General features: G+C 45.7%; 24 protein-coding genes. All 24 read right to left on the bottom strand.

Going from position 1 to position 20,806, the window contains the following annotated elements:
- Positions 1–41: 41 nt before the first annotated feature.
- Complete coding sequence (locus tag DHAF_RS15440; RefSeq protein WP_005812953.1) at positions 42–350, bottom strand: translation initiation factor 2; 309 nt, start codon at positions 348–350, stop codon at positions 42–44.
- A 36-nt stretch (positions 351–386) separates the two neighbouring features.
- The gene (locus DHAF_RS15445; RefSeq protein ID WP_015944380.1) at positions 387–1,553 is read right to left on the bottom strand and encodes an aminotransferase class I/II-fold pyridoxal phosphate-dependent enzyme; all 1,167 of its coding nucleotides are present in this window, start codon (positions 1,551–1,553) and stop codon (positions 387–389) included.
- A gap of 36 nt (positions 1,554–1,589) precedes the next feature.
- Entirely contained in the window at positions 1,590–2,450 is an 861-nt protein-coding gene (locus DHAF_RS15450) for a PHP domain-containing protein (protein WP_015944381.1), read from the bottom strand.
- Positions 2,451–2,483: 33 nt separating this feature from the next.
- Positions 2,484–3,431 carry a dipeptidase gene (locus DHAF_RS15455; protein WP_015944382.1) on the bottom strand — a complete coding sequence of 316 codons (948 nt, stop codon included), beginning with the start codon at positions 3,429–3,431 and terminating at the stop codon, positions 2,484–2,486.
- Between the two features lie 106 nt (positions 3,432–3,537).
- The gene (gene spoVS / locus DHAF_RS15460) at positions 3,538–3,798 is read right to left on the bottom strand and encodes a stage V sporulation protein SpoVS (RefSeq protein WP_011459952.1); all 261 of its coding nucleotides are present in this window, start codon (positions 3,796–3,798) and stop codon (positions 3,538–3,540) included.
- 134 nt (positions 3,799–3,932) lie between these two features.
- Positions 3,933–4,712, bottom strand: coding sequence for a TIGR00282 family metallophosphoesterase (locus DHAF_RS15465; RefSeq protein WP_015944383.1), 780 nt, complete (start codon positions 4,710–4,712; stop codon positions 3,933–3,935).
- An 85-nt stretch (positions 4,713–4,797) separates the two neighbouring features.
- A complete protein-coding gene (locus tag DHAF_RS15470) occupies positions 4,798–5,310 on the bottom strand; it encodes a hypothetical protein (RefSeq protein ID WP_015944384.1) in 513 nt (170 codons plus the stop codon).
- Between the two features lie 189 nt (positions 5,311–5,499).
- Complete coding sequence (gene rny, locus DHAF_RS15475; RefSeq protein WP_005812942.1) at positions 5,500–7,074, bottom strand: ribonuclease Y; 1,575 nt, start codon at positions 7,072–7,074, stop codon at positions 5,500–5,502.
- Positions 7,075–7,402: 328 nt separating this feature from the next.
- On the bottom strand, positions 7,403–7,897 hold the full coding sequence (locus DHAF_RS15480; protein WP_015944386.1) for a regulatory protein RecX: 495 nt from the start codon (positions 7,895–7,897) through the stop codon (positions 7,403–7,405).
- Position 7,898: 1 nt separating this feature from the next.
- The gene (gene recA / locus DHAF_RS15485) at positions 7,899–8,939 is read right to left on the bottom strand and encodes a recombinase RecA (RefSeq protein WP_015944387.1); all 1,041 of its coding nucleotides are present in this window, start codon (positions 8,937–8,939) and stop codon (positions 7,899–7,901) included.
- Between the two features lie 166 nt (positions 8,940–9,105).
- The gene (locus tag DHAF_RS15490) at positions 9,106–9,924 is read right to left on the bottom strand and encodes a hypothetical protein (RefSeq protein WP_015944388.1); all 819 of its coding nucleotides are present in this window, start codon (positions 9,922–9,924) and stop codon (positions 9,106–9,108) included.
- A gap of 35 nt (positions 9,925–9,959) precedes the next feature.
- Positions 9,960–10,487, bottom strand: coding sequence for a hypothetical protein (locus DHAF_RS15495; RefSeq protein WP_015944389.1), 528 nt, complete (start codon positions 10,485–10,487; stop codon positions 9,960–9,962).
- Positions 10,488–10,619: 132 nt separating this feature from the next.
- A complete protein-coding gene (locus DHAF_RS15500) occupies positions 10,620–11,465 on the bottom strand; it encodes an alpha/beta fold hydrolase (protein ID WP_005812933.1) in 846 nt (281 codons plus the stop codon).
- Positions 11,462–12,439 (bottom strand): PadR family transcriptional regulator, encoded by a 978-nt coding sequence (locus DHAF_RS26445; protein WP_015944390.1) that lies wholly within the window; start codon positions 12,437–12,439, stop codon positions 11,462–11,464. Before DHAF_RS26445 ends, DHAF_RS15500 begins: the two co-directional genes overlap by 4 nt.
- Positions 12,440–12,629: 190 nt before the next feature.
- Complete coding sequence (locus DHAF_RS15510; RefSeq protein ID WP_041271973.1) at positions 12,630–13,025, bottom strand: hypothetical protein; 396 nt, start codon at positions 13,023–13,025, stop codon at positions 12,630–12,632.
- A gap of 186 nt (positions 13,026–13,211) precedes the next feature.
- A complete protein-coding gene (locus DHAF_RS15515) occupies positions 13,212–13,838 on the bottom strand; it encodes a helix-turn-helix domain-containing protein (RefSeq protein ID WP_015944392.1) in 627 nt (208 codons plus the stop codon).
- Positions 13,839–14,032: 194 nt separating this feature from the next.
- Positions 14,033–15,085, bottom strand: a complete 1,053-nt coding sequence (locus DHAF_RS15520; RefSeq protein WP_015944393.1) for a methyltransferase domain-containing protein — start codon at positions 15,083–15,085, stop codon at positions 14,033–14,035.
- Positions 15,082–15,414: an ArsR/SmtB family transcription factor gene (locus DHAF_RS15525; RefSeq protein ID WP_015944394.1), complete on the bottom strand. Its 333-nt coding sequence runs from the start codon at positions 15,412–15,414 to the stop codon at positions 15,082–15,084. Before DHAF_RS15525 ends, DHAF_RS15520 begins: the two co-directional genes overlap by 4 nt.
- A gap of 224 nt (positions 15,415–15,638) precedes the next feature.
- Positions 15,639–16,079, bottom strand: coding sequence for a VOC family protein (locus tag DHAF_RS15530; RefSeq protein ID WP_015944395.1), 441 nt, complete (start codon positions 16,077–16,079; stop codon positions 15,639–15,641).
- A gap of 39 nt (positions 16,080–16,118) precedes the next feature.
- Positions 16,119–16,523, bottom strand: a complete 405-nt coding sequence (locus tag DHAF_RS15535; protein WP_015944396.1) for a DUF1697 domain-containing protein — start codon at positions 16,521–16,523, stop codon at positions 16,119–16,121.
- Complete coding sequence (locus tag DHAF_RS15540; protein WP_015944397.1) at positions 16,520–16,780, bottom strand: helix-turn-helix domain-containing protein; 261 nt, start codon at positions 16,778–16,780, stop codon at positions 16,520–16,522. Before DHAF_RS15540 ends, DHAF_RS15535 begins: the two co-directional genes overlap by 4 nt.
- Positions 16,781–16,908: 128 nt before the next feature.
- Positions 16,909–18,501, bottom strand: a complete 1,593-nt coding sequence (locus DHAF_RS15545) for a DEAD/DEAH box helicase (RefSeq protein WP_015944398.1) — start codon at positions 18,499–18,501, stop codon at positions 16,909–16,911.
- 7 nt (positions 18,502–18,508) lie between these two features.
- Entirely contained in the window at positions 18,509–19,756 is a 1,248-nt protein-coding gene (locus DHAF_RS15550; RefSeq protein WP_015944399.1) for a competence/damage-inducible protein A, read from the bottom strand.
- Positions 19,757–20,071: 315 nt separating this feature from the next.
- Entirely contained in the window at positions 20,072–20,530 is a 459-nt protein-coding gene (locus DHAF_RS15555) for a hypothetical protein (RefSeq protein WP_015944400.1), read from the bottom strand.
- Positions 20,531–20,806 lie beyond the last annotated feature (276 nt).

A 20,806-nucleotide genomic window follows, 5' to 3' on the forward strand; every position in this document is an offset into this window, starting at 1 on the left:
AAAATTAATCAAGAATAGCAAAAGAGAAGGCTTCTTAAATTTTAAGCCTTCTCTTTGTATTCCTCAATTTTTTCCTGCAACTGAACGATCTCCCGATTCTTGGAGAAAATCCATTTGGCAAACCGTGTATTGTCCCGTTGCAAGCGGATATTTTCCTTTTCCAGCTTATGAATGAGAGCGACTTTTTCCCTCTCTACTTTTTCCAGCAGATTCATAAGGACTCTGCGGCTGACTCTTAGATGCTCCACCCGCTGTTCCAATTCACCGATTCGTCCTTTGGCAGCCCTGAGTTCTTCGCGAAGATTTTTGACTTCTTCATGAATCTCCAAGTCCCTGTCCCCCTTAGCCATAGTCTACATAGGTATTCTATGCCAAGGTTGAACTTTTTAACCCTGGGCAGCCAGAAACTCTTGAACCCGCCGCACAGCCTCCTGCAAGACTTCCTGATCCTGGACCATGCCAATCCGCACATACCCTTCTCCATATTCCCCAAAGGCAACACCGGGGACGACAATGACACCGGCCTCCCGGGCTAAGGCGAAGGCAAAGCTGCGGGAATCCTGTGCTGTGGGTACCGGAGCCCAAATAAACATGGAGCCTCGGGGAGAGGGCATGGACCACCCTGCCTGAGCACACCCCTTAACCCAGATATCTCTCCGTTCCTGATAGGCCCGGCGGTTTTGTTCAACATTTTCCTGAGAGGCACTGAGGGCATAGGCACCCGCCTGCAGGGCAGGCTCAAATACCCCGTAGTCGATATTCGATTTCAGCTCAGCCAAGGCCCCGATGATTTCCCCATTGCCCACCGCAAATCCCAGTCTGACCCCTGCCAAATTGTAGGTTTTGGAGACGGAGTGAAATTCAATCCCCACTTCTTTGGCCCCCGGAACCTGAAGGAAGCTCACGGGACGGTAACCGTCAAAGGCTAACTCCGAGTAGGCGGCGTCATGACACACCACAATCCTGTTCCTCCGGGCAAAATCAACAACTTCTTCGAAAAAGGACAAAGGCGCCACCGCCGCAGTGGGGTTGTTAGGGTAATTAAGAAACATGATTTTAGCTTGTTGGGCCACCTCATCCTCAATGGCCGACAGATCCGGCAAAAAGCCGTTTTCCTCCCTTAAAGGCAGAGCAACCTTTTCTCCTCCGGCCAGGACTAATCCCGCCGTGTAGATGGGGTACCCCGGATCAGGTATTAAAGCCACATCTCCGGGATCGCACAGAGCTAAAAAGATATGGGCAAGCCCGTCCTGAGAACCCATTAAAGGAAGCACTTCTTTTTCCGGGTCCAAATTGACGCCAAAGCGCTCTTTGTACCACCGGGCACATCCTGACCGAAAGCTTTCTGTCCCCCGGGTCAGAGTGTAGCCATAACTCCCGCCGTCAAGGACCCCTTCAGCCAGGACCTTGCGAATCTCTGCGGAGGGGGAGCGGTCAGGGCTGCCGATGCTAAGATTAATCAGCTGTTTACCAGCCTTCTCCAACTCTTTTCTTAAATCGTCCATTTCTGTAAATACAGATGCTCCTAAACTGCTTAAACGCCGCGCTTTCAATACCTTACCTCCCACCCTTTTGCCTCTTTCAGTGATTTAGATATGATGCGAACAGGCCAAATTGGCCAAATTGCGGATTTCTTCCACGACTCCATAGGTAGTTCCCCAGCCGCCTAAACGAACACCTGGCTTGCGCTTTTCCCCATGAAAATCTGAACCACCTGTCATCAGCAATCCGTATTCTTTAGCTATAGCCCGGTATTTCTTTTCATCTTCAAGGGTGTGTTCAGAGTGGCTTACCTCAACTCCTTGCAGCCCTGCTTTGACCCATTGCTCAATTCCTTTTTCCAATTTATAGATGCCGGGATGAGCCAATACGGCAACACCACCGGCTTTGCGGATAAGCACGATTCCCTCTTCCGGGGTTATTTTTAAACGGGGAACATAGGCCGGCCCTCCGGTTCCTATATAGCGATCAAAAGCTTCAGCAATAGAGTTCACTATTCCTTTATCAACAAGAACCTGAGCAATATGGGGTCTCCCCACAGATTCCCCCTTGGTGATTCTTTCAACCTCAGCTTTCTGAATAGGTATCCCTAAATCCTGCAATTTTTCAATAATCGTATAGACTCTTTTAAAGCGAGCCTCCCTTAGTTCGGAAAGTTTGTCTTCAAGGATCGTCCCTTGGGGATTCATCTCGTAACCGAGAATATGAACTTCGACACCAGCCCACTCCGTATTGAGCTCGACTCCTCTGAGGATGTCCACATTGAAATGCTTGCCTGCTTGGCTGGCCTTTTCCCAGCCGCTTAGGGTATCGTGATCCGTTATTCCTACCGCCTTAAGTCCTAATTCCGCGGCCTGCTTAACCAGCTCCCAGGGCGTAAGCAGCCCATCGGATGCACTGGTATGGCAATGCAAATCAGCTTCCGGATATCTAAGTTTAACTTCGGGCATGACCTTTACCTCTTTCCAGGGAATATACACTGACTATTTTAACACGGTAGAGAGCAAACGCATAAAGTTTTTATACATTATTTTCTCGATTTCCTCATCGTTAAACCCAGCGAGGTGCAAGGCCTCAGCTAAATCGCCATATTTGTCCGCCCCTTCAAGACCCGTAGGAGTGGAATCGATGCCGTCAAAATCCGAACCCAAGCCAATTGCGTCGACTCCCGCCACTTCCGCAATATATTGGATATGGCGCACCACATCTTGAAGGCTGGCTTTAGGCTCCTGAGTTAAGAATCCCGGATAAAAATTCACACCGACTACTCCCCCGTTTTGAGCAAGGGCCTTAAGCTGTTCATCGGTGAGATTGCGGGGGTGAGGACAAAGAGCATAGGCACAGGAATGAGAAGCCAGGATAGGTTGGCTGCTGAGCTTAAGGACATGCCAAAACCCCGCTTCATTAAGATGGGATACATCGATCAGCATCCCCAGTTCATTCATCCGTTGAATGACTTTCTCACCGAATTGGGTCAGGGCGCTTTGAGTCAGTTCCCCGGCGCCGTCGGCAATGGCATTTCTCTGATTCCAGGTCAGACCTAAGGCACGCACCCCTAATTCATAGATAATATCCAGGAGAAACAGGCTGCTGCCTAAAATCTCTCCCCCTTCAATACTTAATAAGCAGCCCACTTGAGAAGGAGCGAGGCGCCGCAAATCCTCTGCTTGTCTGACCAAAACCACACTCTCCCCATTGATCTGAATAAATCGGTGGACAGCATGAATGAGCTCCAATCCTCTCAGAGTGCCTCTCTCCGGTTTATATTGGCTCTCAATGAAAGCAGCCATGAACTGGAGCATGACTTTGCCCTCTTTGGCTCTTTGGATATCCCAATGTCCTCCCTCCAGAGGGGTGGTCAGACTTCTTTTTCCCTCTAAAAAGTCGAGAATACTGTCACAATGACCATCGATGACCCAAACATCCTTCATACTTTATCCTCCCTTACACAATCAGAAACACCTGCCGCTTTAAGCCAACAGGTGTCCTGCTTTAAAACCATGAACACTTAAAAATACAATCTCCTACCAAACTTTCTCAACGTGGTTCTACAATTAGTTTTATTGCCGTTCGCTCTTCCCCGTCAATTTGTATGTCGGTGAAAGCAGGAATACATACAAGATCGACTCCGCTGGGGGCAACAAACCCTCTGGCAATAGCTACGGCCTTTACAGCTTGATTGAGTGCACCTGCACCAATGGCCTGCAACTCCGCACCTCCCCTCTCACGGAGCACACCAGCCAAAGCACCTGCGACAGAATTTGGACTTGATTTTGCTGAGACTTTTAACACATCCATGAACGACAACCTCCTGTTCGAATCACTGACAGATATTCCTAACACACTAAGTGTATTCTCCAGAAGGTGGAAAAAATCCTCTTTTTTCTGAGAGCTTTCAGACTTTTTTAAATATTTTTTCCTATCGTCAAAATTCACTCTTTTACCCGTTGAATAGGTGCGATGGAGCGGGCTTTTCCTGTGGTCTCATCCACATCGAGCACAACGGCATTAAGCTGTATGGGGCCTGCCGCTAATTCAAATTTAGCGGGAAGTTGGGTCAAAAATCGATTAATGATAGTTTCTTTTTTAACCCCTAAAACAGAATCCCGGGGTCCGGTCATCCCCACGTCCGTGATATAGGCAGTTCCTTGGTGCAGCAAGCGGGCATCTGCCGTCTGGATATGGGTATGAGTCCCCAAGACAGCGGAAACTTTGCCATCCAGGAACCAACCCAAGGCCACCTTCTCCGAGGTAGCTTCGGCATGAAAATCAACGATGATGACAGGGGTCTCCTGCCGCATCTCATTAATCCAGCGAATAGCGCCGCTGAAGGGATCCTCAAGACTATTGAGGAATACCCGGCCGGAAAGATTAAGCACCCCGACCTTCTTACCCTTTGTCCTTATGTAACCATACCCTTTACCCGGTGCGCCCACCGGATAATTGGCCGGCCTGATCAAACGGGCTTCCTGGTCAATAAACTTCATGATGCTCCGCTGATCCCAGACATGATTGCCCATGGTGATAAATTCGATGCCATCGTCGTAAAGCTCTTCGGCTACTTCCTTGGTTAAGCCTTTACCTCCGGCGGCGTTTTCACCATTAGCTATGGTTAAATCTATCCCATACTCTTTGATAAGCGGTTTGAGCAACACCTTAATCGCCTCACGGCCAGGATTACCAACAATGTCGCCAATAAATAGTATATTCACTCCATAAATCCCCAATCATCCATCGATCCGATTATAGTATTGATATGCCCAAAAAAGAACCATCCAAAACCTACGCACATGATATCTAGCTATTATAGACTAAAACCCTTCCTTCCTCCCGAACCGCAATAAACCCTTTTTCTAAGCGGCAGTCCCGGAAAGACTGGAGAATCTGTCCAATCACTTCCTCCTGAAAGATCTGCTCTTCCTCAGGAATCTCTGTATCATCATAGATTATGTTCTGAGCGATGTTTCTCACCAAATCAACGATCAGACCAATTTCCCTCTCGTTCATACTCTCAACATCCCGGGTAATGGTCACTAAGGTTACACCGCTTTCCAGCTTATGTTCTATCCTGCAGATCCGCATGGAGTGGCCTTCTAATCTATGATAAGCCTTTAAAGCCTCTTGTAAGGTATCCATGAATTTTTCTCCCTGTTCGGGGCCCGACACCGTAAAGCGAAAGGTCAGGGCATGTTCCGGCTGTTGATAACGTACGGAGCATACCTCAGGATAGCGAATTAAAATGGATATCAGCAACCCAACTCCATCAGGTGCACATCCCCCATCTTTATAATGGAGGTTTAAACGTCCCATAGTGTCATCCTCTTTCTCATCATACTGACTATTTGCTCTGCATATTTGCTGCTCATCACTCCATAATAATTCGTCAATTTCCGATAAACTCCTGCCTGGTGATTTCCGCCTTACTGTTACTTATAAAATTATAAAGGACAGGCGATGTTCTCACCTGTCCGCAATGTTCAAGATTCAACTATTCCATGATTATTTGGCATAATCCACGGCACGAGTTTCACGAATGACGACAACCTTGATTTGACCTGGATATTCTAATTCATCCTCAATGCGTTTACTGATTTCCCGAGCCACTTTCGGAGCCAGAACATCATCGATCTTATCTGGTCTGACGATGATTCGAATCTCACGTCCTGCTTGAATCGCGTAGGATTTTTCCACACCATCATAGGTGTCGGCAATCTCTTCCAGCTTCTGCAGGCGCTTGATATAGGATTCGAGAGTCTCACGGCGAGCTCCTGGGCGAGCAGCTGAGACTGCGTCGGCGGCAGCCACTAAGACTGCTTCGATGGTCTTCGCTTCAACATCACCATGATGAGCTTCAATAGCATGAATAACTTCCCAAGATTCCTTATACTTCTTCGCTAGATCGACACCGATCTGAACATGAGTCCCTTCAGTATCGTGATCCACAGCTTTGCCTAAGTCATGCAGCAAACCTGCCCGCTTGGCCAGCTGTACATCGACCCCCAGTTCGGCGGCCATTAAACCTGCCAAATGGGATACCTCCATAGAATGCTTGAGGACATTTTGACCATAACTGGTTCTAAACTTCAATCGTCCTAAGAGGCGAATGATTTCAGGATGTAAGCCATGCACTCCGGTTTCAAAGGTAGCTTGCTCTCCTTCTTCACGAATACGCTGATCCACCTCTTTTTGAGATTTCTCAACCATTTCTTCGATGCGAGCCGGGTGAATCCGTCCATCGGCAATCAGTTTTTCCAGGGCAACCCGGGCAACTTCTCTGCGGATGGGGTCAAACCCAGAGAGAATGACCGCTTCGGGAGTATCATCAATAATCAGATCGATACCTGTTAAGGTCTCCAGAGTCCGAATATTGCGTCCTTCCCGTCCGATAATGCGTCCCTTCATCTCATCACTGGGCAGGGCCACCACAGACACCGTGCTCTCGGCGACGTGATCCGCAGCACAACGCTGAATTGCCAAAGAGATAATGTTCTTAGCCCGCTTCTCTGCTTCTTCCTTAGCCTTCGTCTCAATATCTTTAATCATAATAGCGGATTCGTAACGAACTTCTTCTTCCACACTTTGCAGCAGAATTTGCTTCGCTTCTTCAGTGGATAAACCAGAGACCCGTTCTAATTCTTGTTTTTCTTTGGCTACAGTTTGCGTCAGGACCTCTTTGAGCTGATCCACTTCTTCTTCTTTACGATGAAGATTATCTTCCTTGCGCTCCAAAGACTCCATTTTGCGGTCTAAAGACTCTTCTTTTTGAATAACCCGTCTCTCCATCCGCTGAATCTCGTTGCGGCGTTCCCGTGATTCTTTTTCCACTTCATTGCGGATATGCATGACTTCTTCTTTAGCGGCAATGACAGCTTCACGGCGTTTAGCCTCAGCGGCACCCTGAGCATTGTCGATGACCCGTTTTGCCTCTTCTTCAGCTGAGCCGATGAGCTTTTCCGCGGCACTCTTACGAATAAGCCAACCTATAAAACCACCCACAAAAAGGGATACCACGACTGCTACAACAATAAAGATTAATTCAGTTAGTTCCAAGTAGTTTTCACCTCCTAAACACATACTTATTTGGTTATCATTCTCCTAGTTCTCCCTATAAAAACAAAAAAACTGGGACCATGCCAGTTCTTTAAAAGAAACCTTTAATTAAAGGCAAAATACATTGCCCCTTTTTCCTACAAACCTACACGCCGCTAGTCCGATACCTCCATATATAATACTAACTACGATGCAATCTATAAGAAAACCTTAAAGGTCTGACTTTAAAAGAAACAGGCTCTTTTTAGTGTAATATCTTTTGAAAAATTTGTCAAGAACCACCTGCAATATAGATGTATAATACAAGTATTCTAAGAAACTATAAGGAAAACAGGAAGGACTCGCCTTCCTGTTACTCCTTCGCTATCCCTTCAAGGATCTCAAAAACCATTTCCTGAGGGTAGCCTTTTTGCATAAGCTTTTGCCCGACTTTCTGTCTTAGCATAAGTTCCCGGGGGATTTTCTCATAACTCTTTTTATGCCGGTAAGTATTCTCCCAGCGCCGGGATTCCTCAACCCAAAGCTTTTGCGCATGTTTTCGGCAAAGCTCCGCTTCCTGGCCCGGTAAATAGGTTTCCCGCAAAGCCTGCTCTATGATACCCTCTTCGATCCCCCGGCCCTTCAAATCATAGTTAATCCTCTTCTGGGAGTAATTCGTTTGCTTGCTGAGACAATAAGCACGGGCATATTCCTGATCGCTGAGATAGCCCCATTCTAAAAGCCGCTCTATGGCAGCTTCGATCTCATGACTTGGAAAGCCCTTCCTCGCCAGCCGTTGGCTGAGTTCGCAGCGTGTCAGCATTCTTCTCGATAAATAGGTTAAGGCGACATCCAACACACCCTTCATCTTAGATGTCTTCCGGCTCCTCTTGGACATCATCTGCAACCGGAGCGCTTACGTTAGCAATGCTGGCCCGGATCCCTTGTTCGATTTCGGCGGCAATCTCAGGATTCTTCTTCAGAAACTCCTTGACATTCTCTCTTCCCTGACCTAAGCGCTCACCTTTATAAGAGTACCAAGCCCCGGACTTATTAATGATATCCAACTCCGCACCCACATCCACCATGCTGCCTTCACGGGAAATACCTTCTCCGTACATAATGTCAAATTCGGCTTGTTTAAAGGGCGGAGCCACCTTATTCTTAACAACCTTGACTTTGGTACGGTTGCCAATCATATCCTGACCTTGCTTCAGGGTATCCGCACGGCGTACTTCCAAACGGACGGAGGCATAGAACTTCAAAGCCCGTCCGCCGGTTGTGGTCTCTGGATTACCAAACATAATTCCCACTTTTTCCCGAATTTGGTTGATAAAGATAACGCAGGTATTGCTCTTACTGATGGCACCGGTCAATTTTCTCAAGGCTTGAGACATTAAGCGGGCATGTAAACCCACATGGGAATCTCCCATTTCTCCTTCAATCTCTGCCCGGGGAACAAGAGCTGCCACAGAGTCAATGATAATGACGTCGATAGCCCCACTGCGCACTAAAGCTTCGCAAATCTCCAGAGCCTGCTCCCCTGTATCCGGCTGGGATACCAGAAGATTGTCGATGTTGACCCCTAAGGCCTTGGCATAGACCGGGTCAAGAGCATGCTCCGCATCGATAAAAGCAGCAACGCCGCCCAGCTTCTGGGCTTCTGCCGCAATATGCAATGCAACGGTGGTCTTACCGGAAGACTCAGGTCCATAGATTTCTATAACACGCCCCCTGGGCACTCCACCCACCCCAAGGGCTATATCAATGGCCAGACAGCCCGTCGGAATCACTTCCACCGCCATTTTGGCAGAAGCCTCCCCCAATCTCATAATCGACCCTTTTCCAAATTGCTTTTCAATCTGACTTAAAGCCATATCCAGGGCTTTTAATTTATCGTTACCGGCCATCTCGTTTCCTCCTCAGCGAATACTTTTAAATTTTTCATCACAAAAAACAAACATTTGTTCGATTTCCATTATACTTTTGCACGTGAAGCCTGTCAATCCTTTATTTAGAAGAAAATAACAAAGGGGGTTGGTCAAAATAGATTCCGGAAGAATGATACTCATCAGCTCATATTCCATCCGAATTAGGAATTGCCCAACTCTGAATCACTCCTTGGAGTTCATCGTAGCCTAACCCAATACTATAGCTGTATGCTTGGCTTGGCAGAGTTCCTCTTGGAAATGTAACATCCAAATTGTCGGGGAACAAAATAATGTATTCCGGTTTCAATGCGGCCTGCATTTCAGTCCGCAAAGCGGAATCCGCAACATTAAATATATCTAAAAGCCGTTGCCGCGCTTCGTCCTCCGGTAAAGAGAACAATTCCCAGTTATTTAACACCTCTCCCGTTTCTCGGCTGAACACCGCACCTAAATGAACTTCCTGTGCCATTTGTCCATTAACAGGAAGGATGACCGATGTAAGAAAGCATATTATGCTATCGTTAGAAGCGGTGGGAACTATATCCTGACTGATGTAATGCTCGTGGAATAACGTTCCCTTGTCTTGGCAGGCCAGATAATCTGCATAGGCCTTTTCCAGTTCAGATGGGACGTTGTAGAGCAAGCCCTGCTCCTCATAAAATGCAGCAACAGCTCTCTGGGCAGGTTCGCTCAAATCATTCAAACTCTCCACTCCACCTACATAAACATTAGCCGGGCCGGCTGGGTCCTGAACGAGCAATAGTGTCGTTTCATCCGAAAGTTTGTAAGCAGCATGCCCAAAGGGGCCTCTTCTCCATAAGTTGACGCTCTCTCCGTCTGAGAACGTCATGACTTTCTCTTCGACCATTGCCCATTTTTCGGGTTCCTGCAGAGGTTGGCTAGAACAGCCCGTCAGCAGAAGCGAGCATAACAGTATAGTTATAAGAAGCCACTTTATTCTCACAAACAATCTCTCCCTTGCAGCCATCAAAGTAAAGATTACAGATCTGCCAAGTAGACACAGTAGTCCAAAATAACATTGCCTTGTTCATCCTTCTCGGTAAATCGCGGGCAGTTATATCTTTCGAAAAAATAAGCCCTGTTTTCATGGTCGTTTTTAAAATTACCCATACCACTTTCCTGGAATCTAACAGCGCATTGCTCATGCATGCCATAGATGCCGCCCTCGTCCTCTTTGCCTTTAATCCAGCATACACCGATGGGGCCATCGTCCAAATCTATGTAATCATAGCCGCTGGGAACAGATGTATCTGAGGAAAAAAACAGGCCAATCCAGTATTCGAAAGTGTTTTCAAAATTACTGCTGTCGCAGCGCATCAAGCCCAGGTAACCATTTTCAATATCCGGAGCCCCGCCCAGATTTCCAAGCGCTTCAAACCAACCCTTCTGAAACCATTCTGCCCATTTGTGACCAAATCCACCGACTCTATCGGCATTGGTGTAACATTTGCCAATGAAACGCAATGAGGGCAAATGTTCTTTATAAACTTTGATGATCTCAGCCATTGTTTTTCCTCCTATCTATATCACATTTATTTTACTGCACAGTTGAAAAGAAGTCGATCCATTTTACGGAAATCGACTTCTTTCAATAAGAACTTTGTGATAGTGCTGGGAAAGAACTTTCCTATGCTTCATCTAGTTCTGGAGAAACTCCAATATGTCATCCACCAGACCGATAAGGGTATGACCCGCTTCCCGGAGCACGATGACTTTTGCATCAGGCACAAGGTTTCGATAGCGTTGCGCGGTTTTCAGTGAGTGGAACATGACATCTTTTTGTCCTACGAATAAAATGGAGGGTATGGTCAATTGGGTGAGTTCGGCATCTGAAAACAGTGGTACTTGCTCCCGCCGGAAATTGAAGTTATTCCCCAGCAATTTTTGATAATCCATGATTTCCTGTGGTATGGGTTTCCCTCCATTCACTTTACGAAACAGCCTCTCAACGCCTTTTTCACCCCACAGCAACATATGAAATAATGACACATAGGCAAAGGAAGTTTTTTGCGGACCAACGCCGGCTGGACATAGCAGAACAAGTTTATCGACCATTTGGGGATTGGCGATTGCAAACTTCAGCGCAAGCCATGCCCCCAAGGAGATTCCTGCTATACTGGCTTTTTCGACGGAAAGTCCCGCAAATACATCGTGAAGCCAATTGTCAAAATCGGAGCCTTCAAAGGACAATTGCTTACCGTCGCTTTTGCCGGGCTCGCCTTGCAAATCGACGGCATATACCCTGTAATGCTCGGAATACTTCTCCATGTCCTTAATCCACATGACTGAATTTATGCCGCTACCGTGAAGCAATACCAAAACAGGCGCATCTTTTTTACCTGCCGCTATCACAAAAGCTTTCCCAAATCGTGTATCTACATTGACCTCTTCATGGGGAATCCCCATGTTGCCAAGAAAGGCATCATATGCTTTGTATACGGCATCTCTGCCCGTGATCGTTTTAAAGGCAACTGTGTTTTTCATTTTGATTTTCTCCTCTGTGCTAATAGCCAGCTTACGGCATCTTCCAAATTGGTAAATATGCGAAATGTGTTTCCGGAACTATGCTCGGAAGCCATTTCCTGAAAACGCACAGGAAAGTTCTGCCCTCCTTTTATGGCCACAGCCGCTTTGATATTATAGTTGACAAACTTCTGGAGCACGGCACCGGCAAGTCCTGTCCTTAACTTTACGAAATCATCCGAAAGGGTATTGCCATCCAGAACCACTGCATTCGTGCCATGTTCAGCGCAAAGGGAAATGATGTCAATGGCATCTTGTTCCCGCTGAATTAATGAACCGCTGCTTGTGAGATAGAGATATCTTTTTCCTCGACTTTCCATAACTTGGCAGTTCATTGCTGGTTCCACCTCATTGTTTTCTTTTTGTATGACAGCTTCCGTCGCAACGTTTCTCTCATCCGCTAGCCCTGCAATACATTCTTTTACCTTTTGAACCCATTCAAGTTCGCCGGCATAAAAGGACAGGATGTTTTCTCGTATCAAATCAATGAACAAAGATCGGCCGGAAAGCTCTTGTTCAGCAAAATAGCATTTATCGAGTTCTCTTTCAGATAAAAGAGCTTGCATCTTAACCCGATCGGCATAGGATGCCAGCATGGTTTCCAAATCACCACGTTTTAATTGATTAGCCAAAGCAAGTTTAATCAATACTTGCTTTTTAAAAACCGGCACATCGGTTACAGAAAGCAGCCAGCTCTTAAACTCTTGCTGGCCATCGCCGGTGATCGTGTAGATGTTTTTTGACGGTGAGCCGTCTTGATGTTGCACCTCTTTTGTAACAAAGCCTTCATCCAATAATTCAACGAATGCTTTGTATATCTGGTTATTGTTTCCAGACCAATACATAAAAGGTGTATTCTGAATTATTTTTTTCATTTCGTATCCCGTTAATGGCTCCCGGTTTAGAAGCCCCAGAATCACATGGTTTAATGACATAATTCGTTTCCCCCTTAATCTTTATCATATGTTATTAATAACATATGATAAAGATTAAATCAAGAAGAGTTTTTATTGATTCAGTTGAAAATCTGCAGACAACAGTCTGAGTGATAAATAAATCTGCTCTGCGTACGCAAAAACGGCGACCGTCAGTATATCCGGAAGCCGTTTTCTATAACGTAATTCACTATTTTAGCGGGGTGCAATGGCGTCGACCTTCCAGTGCATCTGTCGGTTGAAGCTCAATAGCCGATACCTTAAGATCAGAGTTTTCATCATAGGCAACTTTGGACGCTTTGGAGATCATACGATTAGCAATACATATTTCATAACCTTCAGCTGTTAACTGTTCACCGTATGCCGTGTGCACGTAATCGAAAAGAATTTGCATGTCTTCCCGACTCTGGCTCTGCGAGAGAGCGTGAGTGAGAGCTTCGTAATCCTGCTTTGTTGCACCGTATGTTCTCATAAGCACTGTTTCAGCTAGCTTTTCAGGCGCATCCATCCCGCTTTTAAGGCTGAATACCAGAACAGCGATCATTATGAATGCGGCAATGCGGCTGTGATGTTTAATAAAGTCCAAAAGCCGCTAGCGGAATGAAACCGCACTTTCCGTAGCAAACAAGGCCGCAAAAAAACCTTTGCACTCCTCAAAATACCAAAAACAGATGAATATCGATAAAGAAAAAACCGGGAGGGTGCCCTGCGCGCCCTCCCGGTTTTTTCTTTGCCCGGATCCCCGGAATATACTTCACTTTGCCGTTTATGGTCAATCCGGTGAATTTTTTCGGCTTTTATAAAATAACCGACCTGTGCTTATTATTAATGCCACGAGTCCCAGTACCTGTAACCAGGCAATTGCAGCATGTATCTCCAATCCGCCGCGATACAGCCATCCCTGAAATATCCACCATAGGCGGATACCCGTGGCATATCGCAGATACGCATAAATCAAACCATACAGTGCCCAACCACACCATAGAACGGTATGCTTATTGACCGTCAGGCAAATTAGCGCACATACGAACAGCGGTGAACTTAGGAAAAGCGCGGACAGCAGATCGCCCAGAAATGACAGGAACAGGAATACGATGAGGCCAAAGCCCAGAATAAAAAGACCGACAATTTTTCGTGGAGGCAAGCCGTTTGGAGGAGCGCTTATATCGGGGGATTGGGTTTCGCGCTGCATTTTTTCCGTTTTTTCGCCCCGGATCAATTCGTCAAGGGAAATGCTGAATACTTCGCTCATTTTCACTAATTTGTCCAGTTCGGGAACCGAGGTATTGTTTTCCCATTTGGAAACGGATTGACGCGATACTTCCAAGGTATTGGCCAAGTCCCCCTGAGACATAGCATTCTTTGTCCTGAGCTCATATATTTTTTCTCCCAGGGTCATAAGGCCCCTCCTTAACTTTTGATACCCACATTTTACTATGCGTTCTTTCAAAAGTCGATCAACTCCCCTTGACAATTTAGCAACCGGCAGTTGCATCAGGGAACAAAAAGCCGCTGCTCAACGAACTTTACAGTCCGTTTGACAGCGGCCTATTGACTATTTTTGCGGAGGATAATGTACGCCATGTTTATGTATCAGCACCCACATGAACTGCCAGTATCAAAACAATTTGTTTCACTTTTTCCTCCGCAGACGCCAAACACTCCGTAATGGGTGGAACGATTGCCTATTACCCTGAATGCGGAAGCGAAGCGGGTTTTGGCAAGCATGGCAGCTGTGTTGCCGCAAACCAAAAGCGGCTTGCCGGTAAAGAAGCGGTGATGGTCGTCAAGATCAAAAAAATGCGGGGAGCTGGCGATACTGCCATTATAGACGGCAATCTGTCCATAATCTTCGCAAATATCCTCCAGGTCGTCTAATTTAAAGGCTCTGACTGTCCGCTCTGTAAAGTTTGCGAATCCCACTTTTTCTATGATCGCCTCATTATCCAAATCTATATTTCGGATAGATTTATAACGAAAATCGGTAAAGCCAACCCGCTGCATGATACGCCGGAAATCCTCGTAATATAACGCACCGCCAATACACTCGCCGCGCAATACCGGGTCAGCCGCAAGATATTCGGGTATGCGACGGTCAGCAAATACGTCTGAGAAATAAAGTTCTCCACCCGGCTTCAGTACCCGCCAGATTTCTGCAAAGACCTTTTCCTTATCAGGAGAAAGGTTGACAACGCAGTTCGAGATTACTATATCCACCGAAGAATCGCTTATTCCGGCCGCGCGTAAATCCTCAATATAACCGCTCAAAAATTTCACATTAGATTTTGCGTAGCCGAAGCGTTGGCGCTGTTCGTCCTCATATTTTTTTGCCACATCAAGCTGCTCCTGGGTCATATCAACGCCTATCACCCGCCCATGCTCACCGACCAGCTGAGCTGCAACATATACGTCACGTCCACTGCCACATCCGAGATCAAGAACGGTCATGCCCTCAAGCAAGGGGGGTAGCGGCGAGCCGCAGCCATAGTAGCGGTTGATAACCTCATCTGCTATAAAAATGAGGGCTTTTTTTACTTCCTTGGGCATTGAGTCCGGCGAACAGCAGCAGGCTTTGCTTTGCAAATCAGCTGTACTATGCAGAATTTTGCCGTAATACTCTTTGACATTTTCGATAACCTCATTCATAAGACGCTCTCCTTTTCACAACAATTTTCCTCTGTTTCTCCTGTGAGCAGATGGGTTTCAGTTATGGCGTGCAGCAACGCTAAGGCACGCTTTCTGCCATTTTCACTAATGGAATAGTAAGTCCATTTGCCTTCTTTCCGTGCAGAAATAACGCCGCTTTCCAGCAAAATCTTCATATGGTGGGAAAGGGTGGACTGTCCCACTTCTACCTTTTCAAGCAGCACACAGGCACATTTTTCACCGCTTTGGAGCATTTCCAAAATGGCAAGCCGGGTTTCATCGCAAAAGGCTTTGAACACTTTAGCGCTTTCCAAATGGTTTGCTTTCATACATAACGCTCCAATCTAAAATTTTCGATATGTTCATTATGCCTATCATATCGAAAAAAGTCAATATGTCTTAAGGGTATTTGGCAATTTCTAAGATGATTCTTTAAATTCGAGCCCAAAATCAAACAGGACTGTCTTTCACTTCCGTAAAAACAACCCTGTTTCTTTAGAGTCATAATGCAAAAAGTTTCGCGCTTAAAGAAGAGTGCAAATTCTTTTCATTATTACTTTTCAAAATTTAATTGCCATGAGACCCCGTATTTATCATTTACCCAACCGAATCTTTCACTAAACGGATAAGAGCCAAGGGGCATCAAGATTTGGCCGCCTTCTAAAAGCTTTTCAAATACCTTATCAATCTCTTCTTTACTATCACATGTTACATATAAAGATATCGCAGGGGTAAATGTAAATTCATGCTTGACATGGCTGTCTATACACATGTACTCTTGCCCGTTCAATGAAAATACAGCATGCATTACAGTACCCTCTTGACCGGCTTCATTCGCTCCATAACGGGTAATATTCACTATTTTAGAATTATCAAATAGCGAAATATAAAAGTTCATTGCCTCTTCAGCATTGCCATCTTGAAACATTAAGAAGGTAGCAATTTTTTGTTTAAAACAAAACCCGTCCCCAAAATCAAAGGTTCGAATTTCCAACTATCTGAGAAGATTTTTGTGTTGGAAGGAAACCGTTCTTCATTCCCTCGTTATCTCATATAATTTACTTATTGTTTTCCAATTACGTGCTGTTAAAGATACCTTCAGCTTGCCTAACGACGTTGCGAGCTTTGAATCCCTGATGCTTTCGTGACACAGCAAATAAATCTCGTTTGCCCCCAGCACCATCCGATCCCGTCCGGTATAGGTGCGGATGAGCCCATCAAATTGTTGGCGTATATCCGACCCATCCAACAGATAAACATACAGGTGCTCCACGGCAGGGTTCGATGCCACCGCCTCGTTTATTTCTCCCTCGCTAAAGGGCAGGACCTCTACCATGTCGGCCATTTCCCAGGCGGCCCGCAGCATCACCGCGCACTCAAAGCCAAAGGCTGTAGAAAAGCCCTTTTCATATAGAAAAAATTTAGAACTTATGCTCATTTTGTTTGATTGAGAATATCCTTAATTTGGGGAACGGTTTTGCCTTCCGCTCTCAAGTTTTTGATGTAATGAATACGCTGGATGGTATCGACACGTTTATATCTTCTCGTTAAGTTTTCTTCTGCTTGTTCAAACTCCAACATGCCTTCTTCGGTATAAAATTTGAGTGTGCTATACCTTATGCCTGTTAATCTTACCAGCTCTCCAATTGTAACGTATGGAGAGGCCTTTTTCAAATCACAATCCCTGAAAAGCATCAGGGTGCATCCGAAATTCGTAATCGATTCCGAATTTCATCCCACCCTGGTAGGGAAGTCCGCTGGACAACAAAAAGGCCCCTGTTCAACGAACTTTACAGTCCGTTTGACAGCGGCCTTTTGTTTCTTTATCTGGCTTTAGCCGGTTCCACGTTGACCTTACGGCCTTTAATCATGTTCTGATGCATGCAGCTGAGAACCCGGCTGGCATGTTGTTCAGGGATTTCCACAAAGGTAAATTTATCATAGATGTTGATCATCCCGATAATGTTGCCGGGAATTCCGCTTTCGTCAGCTATCCAACGGACGATGTCCTGAGGGCGAACCTGTTGAAGACGGCCAATATTCATAAAGAGGCGGACCATACCAGGGGCTGCTCCAGTATTGCCAAAAGCAATATCATCTTCCTCTTCACTTCGCTCCTCAACACCCTCAACAGCAAATTTCAAGGCTGCTGCCGCTACATCCATAGAATCATACTCTTCCAGCAAAGATCCCACGATGGAGCGATAGGTTCCCAAGTGGCTTCGCTGCAAAATCTTAACCAGCTGATTCTTGAGATTTTCCGCTTGCCGTTCACTGACATCGGCCAGGGTCGGTAACTCTTTGCGTATGATCCGGGTCTTGATCAAACGTTCGATCAAGCGGAGTTGACGGTATTCCCGGGAAGAAACCAAGGTAATAGCCTGGCCTTTTCTCCCGGCTCTGCCGGTACGCCCGATCCGATGAACATAAGATTCAGGATCCTGGGGAATGTCGAAGTTAATAACATGGGTTACGTTATCGATATCCAGTCCCCGGGCTGCCACGTCCGTAGCCACAAGCAACTCAACCTTGCCGTCACGGAACTTCTTCATGACCCGGTCTCTCTGCTGTTGGCTTAAATCACCATGCAGGGCATCTGCAAAATACCCTCTTGCCTCCAGAGCGGCCACAAGCTCATCAACCCCTCTTTTGGTCCGACAGAAGATAATGGCTTGACCGATATCTTCCATATCAATAATCCGACAGAGGGCATCCACTTTGATTTTGTCTCTGGCTTCATAAAAGACTTGCTCAATCAAAGGCACAGTGAGCTCATCACGGCTTACGGCTACGGATTTAGGCTGGTGCATATAATTCTGAGCCAGTTTCTTAATTTCCGGCGGCATGGTAGCCGAGAAAAGCATCACCTGGCGCTCTTCTTTGGGAACTTGCTTAAGAATCGTTTCTATATCCTCAACAAAGCCCATATCCAGCATTTCATCGGCTTCGTCCAGAACCACCATTTTTACATACTGCAATTTTAGGGTTCCGCGATTTAAATGATCAAGGATACGACCCGGAGTTCCTACCACCACCTGGCTGCCGAAGCGCAATGCCCGGATCTGACGGTCGATGGATTGGCCTCCGTAAATGGGCAAGGGTTTAATATGGCGATATTTCCCGATCTTGCTGATCTCTTCCGACACCTGAACGGCCAGTTCGCGGGTTGGTGTCAGAATCAAGGCTTGAACTGCCTGAAACTTAGGGTTGACTTTTTCACAGATGGGAATCCCAAAGGCGGCAGTTTTTCCTGTACCGGTTTGGGCCTGGCCGATTAAATCCACACCATCCATAGCCACGGGAATGGCTGCTTTTTGAATTGGAGAGGGCTCCTCAAACCCCATTTCTGATAATGCCTGCAGCACTTGCTTGCTCAGACTTATTTCACCAAAAGATTGTAAACGTTCTGCACTCAATTAATAGTTAACCCCTTTCGCTATTCAACATATAACGGCGAATCCAATCCAGGGCAGCTTGAACAGTAAGCTGACGGATCGAATCACGGCTTCCATGAAACTGAAACTTATTCGCTTTGACACCTTCCGAAGTAGCTAAGCCAATATAAACTAAGCCAACGGGCTTTTCCTGGCTTCCTCCTCCGGGTCCGGCGATTCCAGTAATACTAATACCAAGGTCGGCTTGGGTACGCTCCCGGATGCCTGCGGCCATCTCCCGTGCTGTCTCAGCACTGACAGCACCATAGTGGTGCAAAGTCTGGGAACTCACCCCCAAAAGACCTTCTTTCAGAGCGTTAGAGTAACTGATAACTCCACCCAAATAGAAATCCGAACTTCCGGGCTCTTGGGTAAGCTGTGCCCCCAAAAGTCCACCCGTACATGATTCCGCCGTGGCAAGAGTCAACCGATGTTCCTTTAAGCCCTTACTGACGAGTTCAAGCATGGTATCCTCATCCGTGCCGAATACCTTATCCCCGAGTCGCTCATGAATCACGCTTTCAGCTTGAGCGAGAATTGCTGCAGCTTCATCGGCATTCCCTCTGACTACTAAGCGGATATGCATTTCAGAATCCTTGCACAGCAAAGTCATGCCGGGTTCATGCCTTCCCATGAAATCCCGGAGCACCTCTTCTAACTCCGATTCCCCCAAACCCACAACTTTCACCACGCGAACGTACATTCTTGCCGAATCTTCCTGAGCTATCCGCTCCAAAAATGGCCATACATAGTTCTTGAACATAGGCTCCATCTCTGTTGGAGGCCCCGGCAAGAGGATGATGGTCTTGTTATTCTTTTGGACAATAGCTCCCGGAGCCGTTCCACAGTGATTGGGAAGAATTTGAGATCCTTCAGGAAAGTATGCTTGTTTCTCTTCCGTTTTGGGCATTTGGCTGCCCCTCATGGCGAAAAACTCTTGAATCTTTTCGTGACTAGGCGGATCAAGAACCATGTTTAATCCAAAAATCTGCGCAATGAGCTCCTTGGAGAGATCATCCTCTGTTGGCCCTGTCCCTCCGGTAATCATGAGCAGATCCGATCGTTCTATTCCTTGTAGGATTACCTTTTTCAACCGTTCTGGGTTGTCTCCAACCGTGGTATGGTAATCCACTTCAATTCCTAACTCAGATAACTTTCCTGTAAGATAATGTGCACTCGTATTTAAGGTCTGTCCTAATAGTATTTCCGTTCCAGTTGCGATAATTTCAGCTTTCATGATATTTTATCACTCTCCCCCTCTAAACGCAAATATAAGTCATCGTTAATTTTGCCATATTGGGATAAACAACATTCCTACTAAGATTATTTCTCTTCTTTGGGAAACTTATCCTTACGAAAAGCCTAAAGCTTTGAGCCTAGAAATTTCTCCTGAAATTCCTATTCTCAACTCATTTCCCTCAATAAATCTAATTACCATCGCATCCATAATATCTCATCATTCTGCATAAGAAAAGACATAGCTTTCCTCAGTGGAAAACTATGCCTCTTTGAAGTAATCATAAATTGGAATTCACTCAGTTTTTTTCCTGCGTTAATGTCCCCTCAAATCAAAAGATGAAGAAACAGCGTTTTCGGTTCTTCCTATAATGAAGTAATCATCGTGGTTAGAAATATTTTCGAAACTTTTAAACTCATCATCAATAAACTGCATTATTATAGGATAACCAGCCCCATCTGCCGCCGTTTCATATACTTCTATATAGTTGTATAAATCACTATAATATTTTAAGAGTTCTTTTTTTGAAAGTCCTGATTTCACGAGAAGGCCAATCCAAACCTCCGTGTGATTACCGGTTCCTCCAGTGTTCCCACAACCTGAAATAGCTTCAACTATTTCAGTATTATTAGGGGGCGTAGTATTGAGCATTTCTTTTGCGAGTTTTTCAGCTTTTATGTCGTTTAAAATCGGGAAAATAAAATAAGCGGAAATTATGAGAAAAAACATAGCTGCAAATAAAGTCATAGGTATCTTTATCAACCATTTTTTCACATCTATCCCTCTTAACTTAATATTTAACTATTGCTGCTCTATTCACATACTCTTAATAAACCGGAAAAAATGTCCGAACTTTAGTGCTTTTCACTAATGGATTCTATCATAAAAAGCGTATATGATCTATAAGCTATGTACTAAAAACGCTACAGAAACCCAGCATGTGCCTTTGCTTGTCAGATCGCAAGTGTCCTAAGCTTTTAGGCAAGTAAAAGACCTTCAAATCTTATGCAGTCCGATTAGAACTGTCTAAGAATTGAAGGTCAAATTGTT

The organism is Desulfitobacterium hafniense DCB-2 (assembly GCF_000021925.1).
In the GTDB taxonomy this organism is placed as follows: Bacteria; Bacillota; Desulfitobacteriia; order Desulfitobacteriales; family Desulfitobacteriaceae; genus Desulfitobacterium; species Desulfitobacterium hafniense.

Coding starts and splice junctions, on each gene's coding strand:
- DHAF_RS15455 (WP_015944382.1), bottom strand. CDS start 3,431: ATGAAGGATGTTTGGGTCATCGATGGTCATTGTGACAGTATTCTCGAC.
- DHAF_RS15515 (WP_015944392.1), bottom strand. CDS start 13,838: ATGACCCTGGGAGAAAAAATATATGAGCTCAGGACAAAGAATGCTATG.
- DHAF_RS15500 (WP_005812933.1), bottom strand. CDS start 11,465: ATGAAAAACACAGTTGCCTTTAAAACGATCACGGGCAGAGATGCCGTA.
- DHAF_RS15540 (WP_015944397.1), bottom strand. CDS start 16,780: ATGCTTTTCAGGGATTGTGATTTGAAAAAGGCCTCTCCATACGTTACA.
- rny (WP_005812942.1), bottom strand. CDS start 7,074: ATGTGTTTAGGAGGTGAAAACTACTTGGAACTAACTGAATTAATCTTT.
- DHAF_RS15495 (WP_015944389.1), bottom strand. CDS start 10,487: ATGGCTGAGATCATCAAAGTTTATAAAGAACATTTGCCCTCATTGCGT.
- recA (WP_015944387.1), bottom strand. CDS start 8,939: ATGGCCGGTAACGATAAATTAAAAGCCCTGGATATGGCTTTAAGTCAG.
- DHAF_RS15535 (WP_015944396.1), bottom strand. CDS start 16,523: ATGAGCATAAGTTCTAAATTTTTTCTATATGAAAAGGGCTTTTCTACA.
- DHAF_RS15480 (WP_015944386.1), bottom strand. CDS start 7,897: ATGAAGGGTGTGTTGGATGTCGCCTTAACCTATTTATCGAGAAGAATG.
- DHAF_RS15450 (WP_015944381.1), bottom strand. CDS start 2,450: ATGCCCGAAGTTAAACTTAGATATCCGGAAGCTGATTTGCATTGCCAT.
- DHAF_RS15550 (WP_015944399.1), bottom strand. CDS start 19,756: ATGAAAGCTGAAATTATCGCAACTGGAACGGAAATACTATTAGGACAG.
- DHAF_RS15470 (WP_015944384.1), bottom strand. CDS start 5,310: ATGGGACGTTTAAACCTCCATTATAAAGATGGGGGATGTGCACCTGAT.
- spoVS (WP_011459952.1), bottom strand. CDS start 3,798: ATGGATGTGTTAAAAGTCTCAGCAAAATCAAGTCCAAATTCTGTCGCA.
- DHAF_RS15520 (WP_015944393.1), bottom strand. CDS start 15,085: ATGAATGAGGTTATCGAAAATGTCAAAGAGTATTACGGCAAAATTCTG.
- DHAF_RS26445 (WP_015944390.1), bottom strand. CDS start 12,439: ATGTCATTAAACCATGTGATTCTGGGGCTTCTAAACCGGGAGCCATTA.
- DHAF_RS15525 (WP_015944394.1), bottom strand. CDS start 15,414: ATGAAAGCAAACCATTTGGAAAGCGCTAAAGTGTTCAAAGCCTTTTGC.
- DHAF_RS15440 (WP_005812953.1), bottom strand. CDS start 350: ATGGCTAAGGGGGACAGGGACTTGGAGATTCATGAAGAAGTCAAAAAT.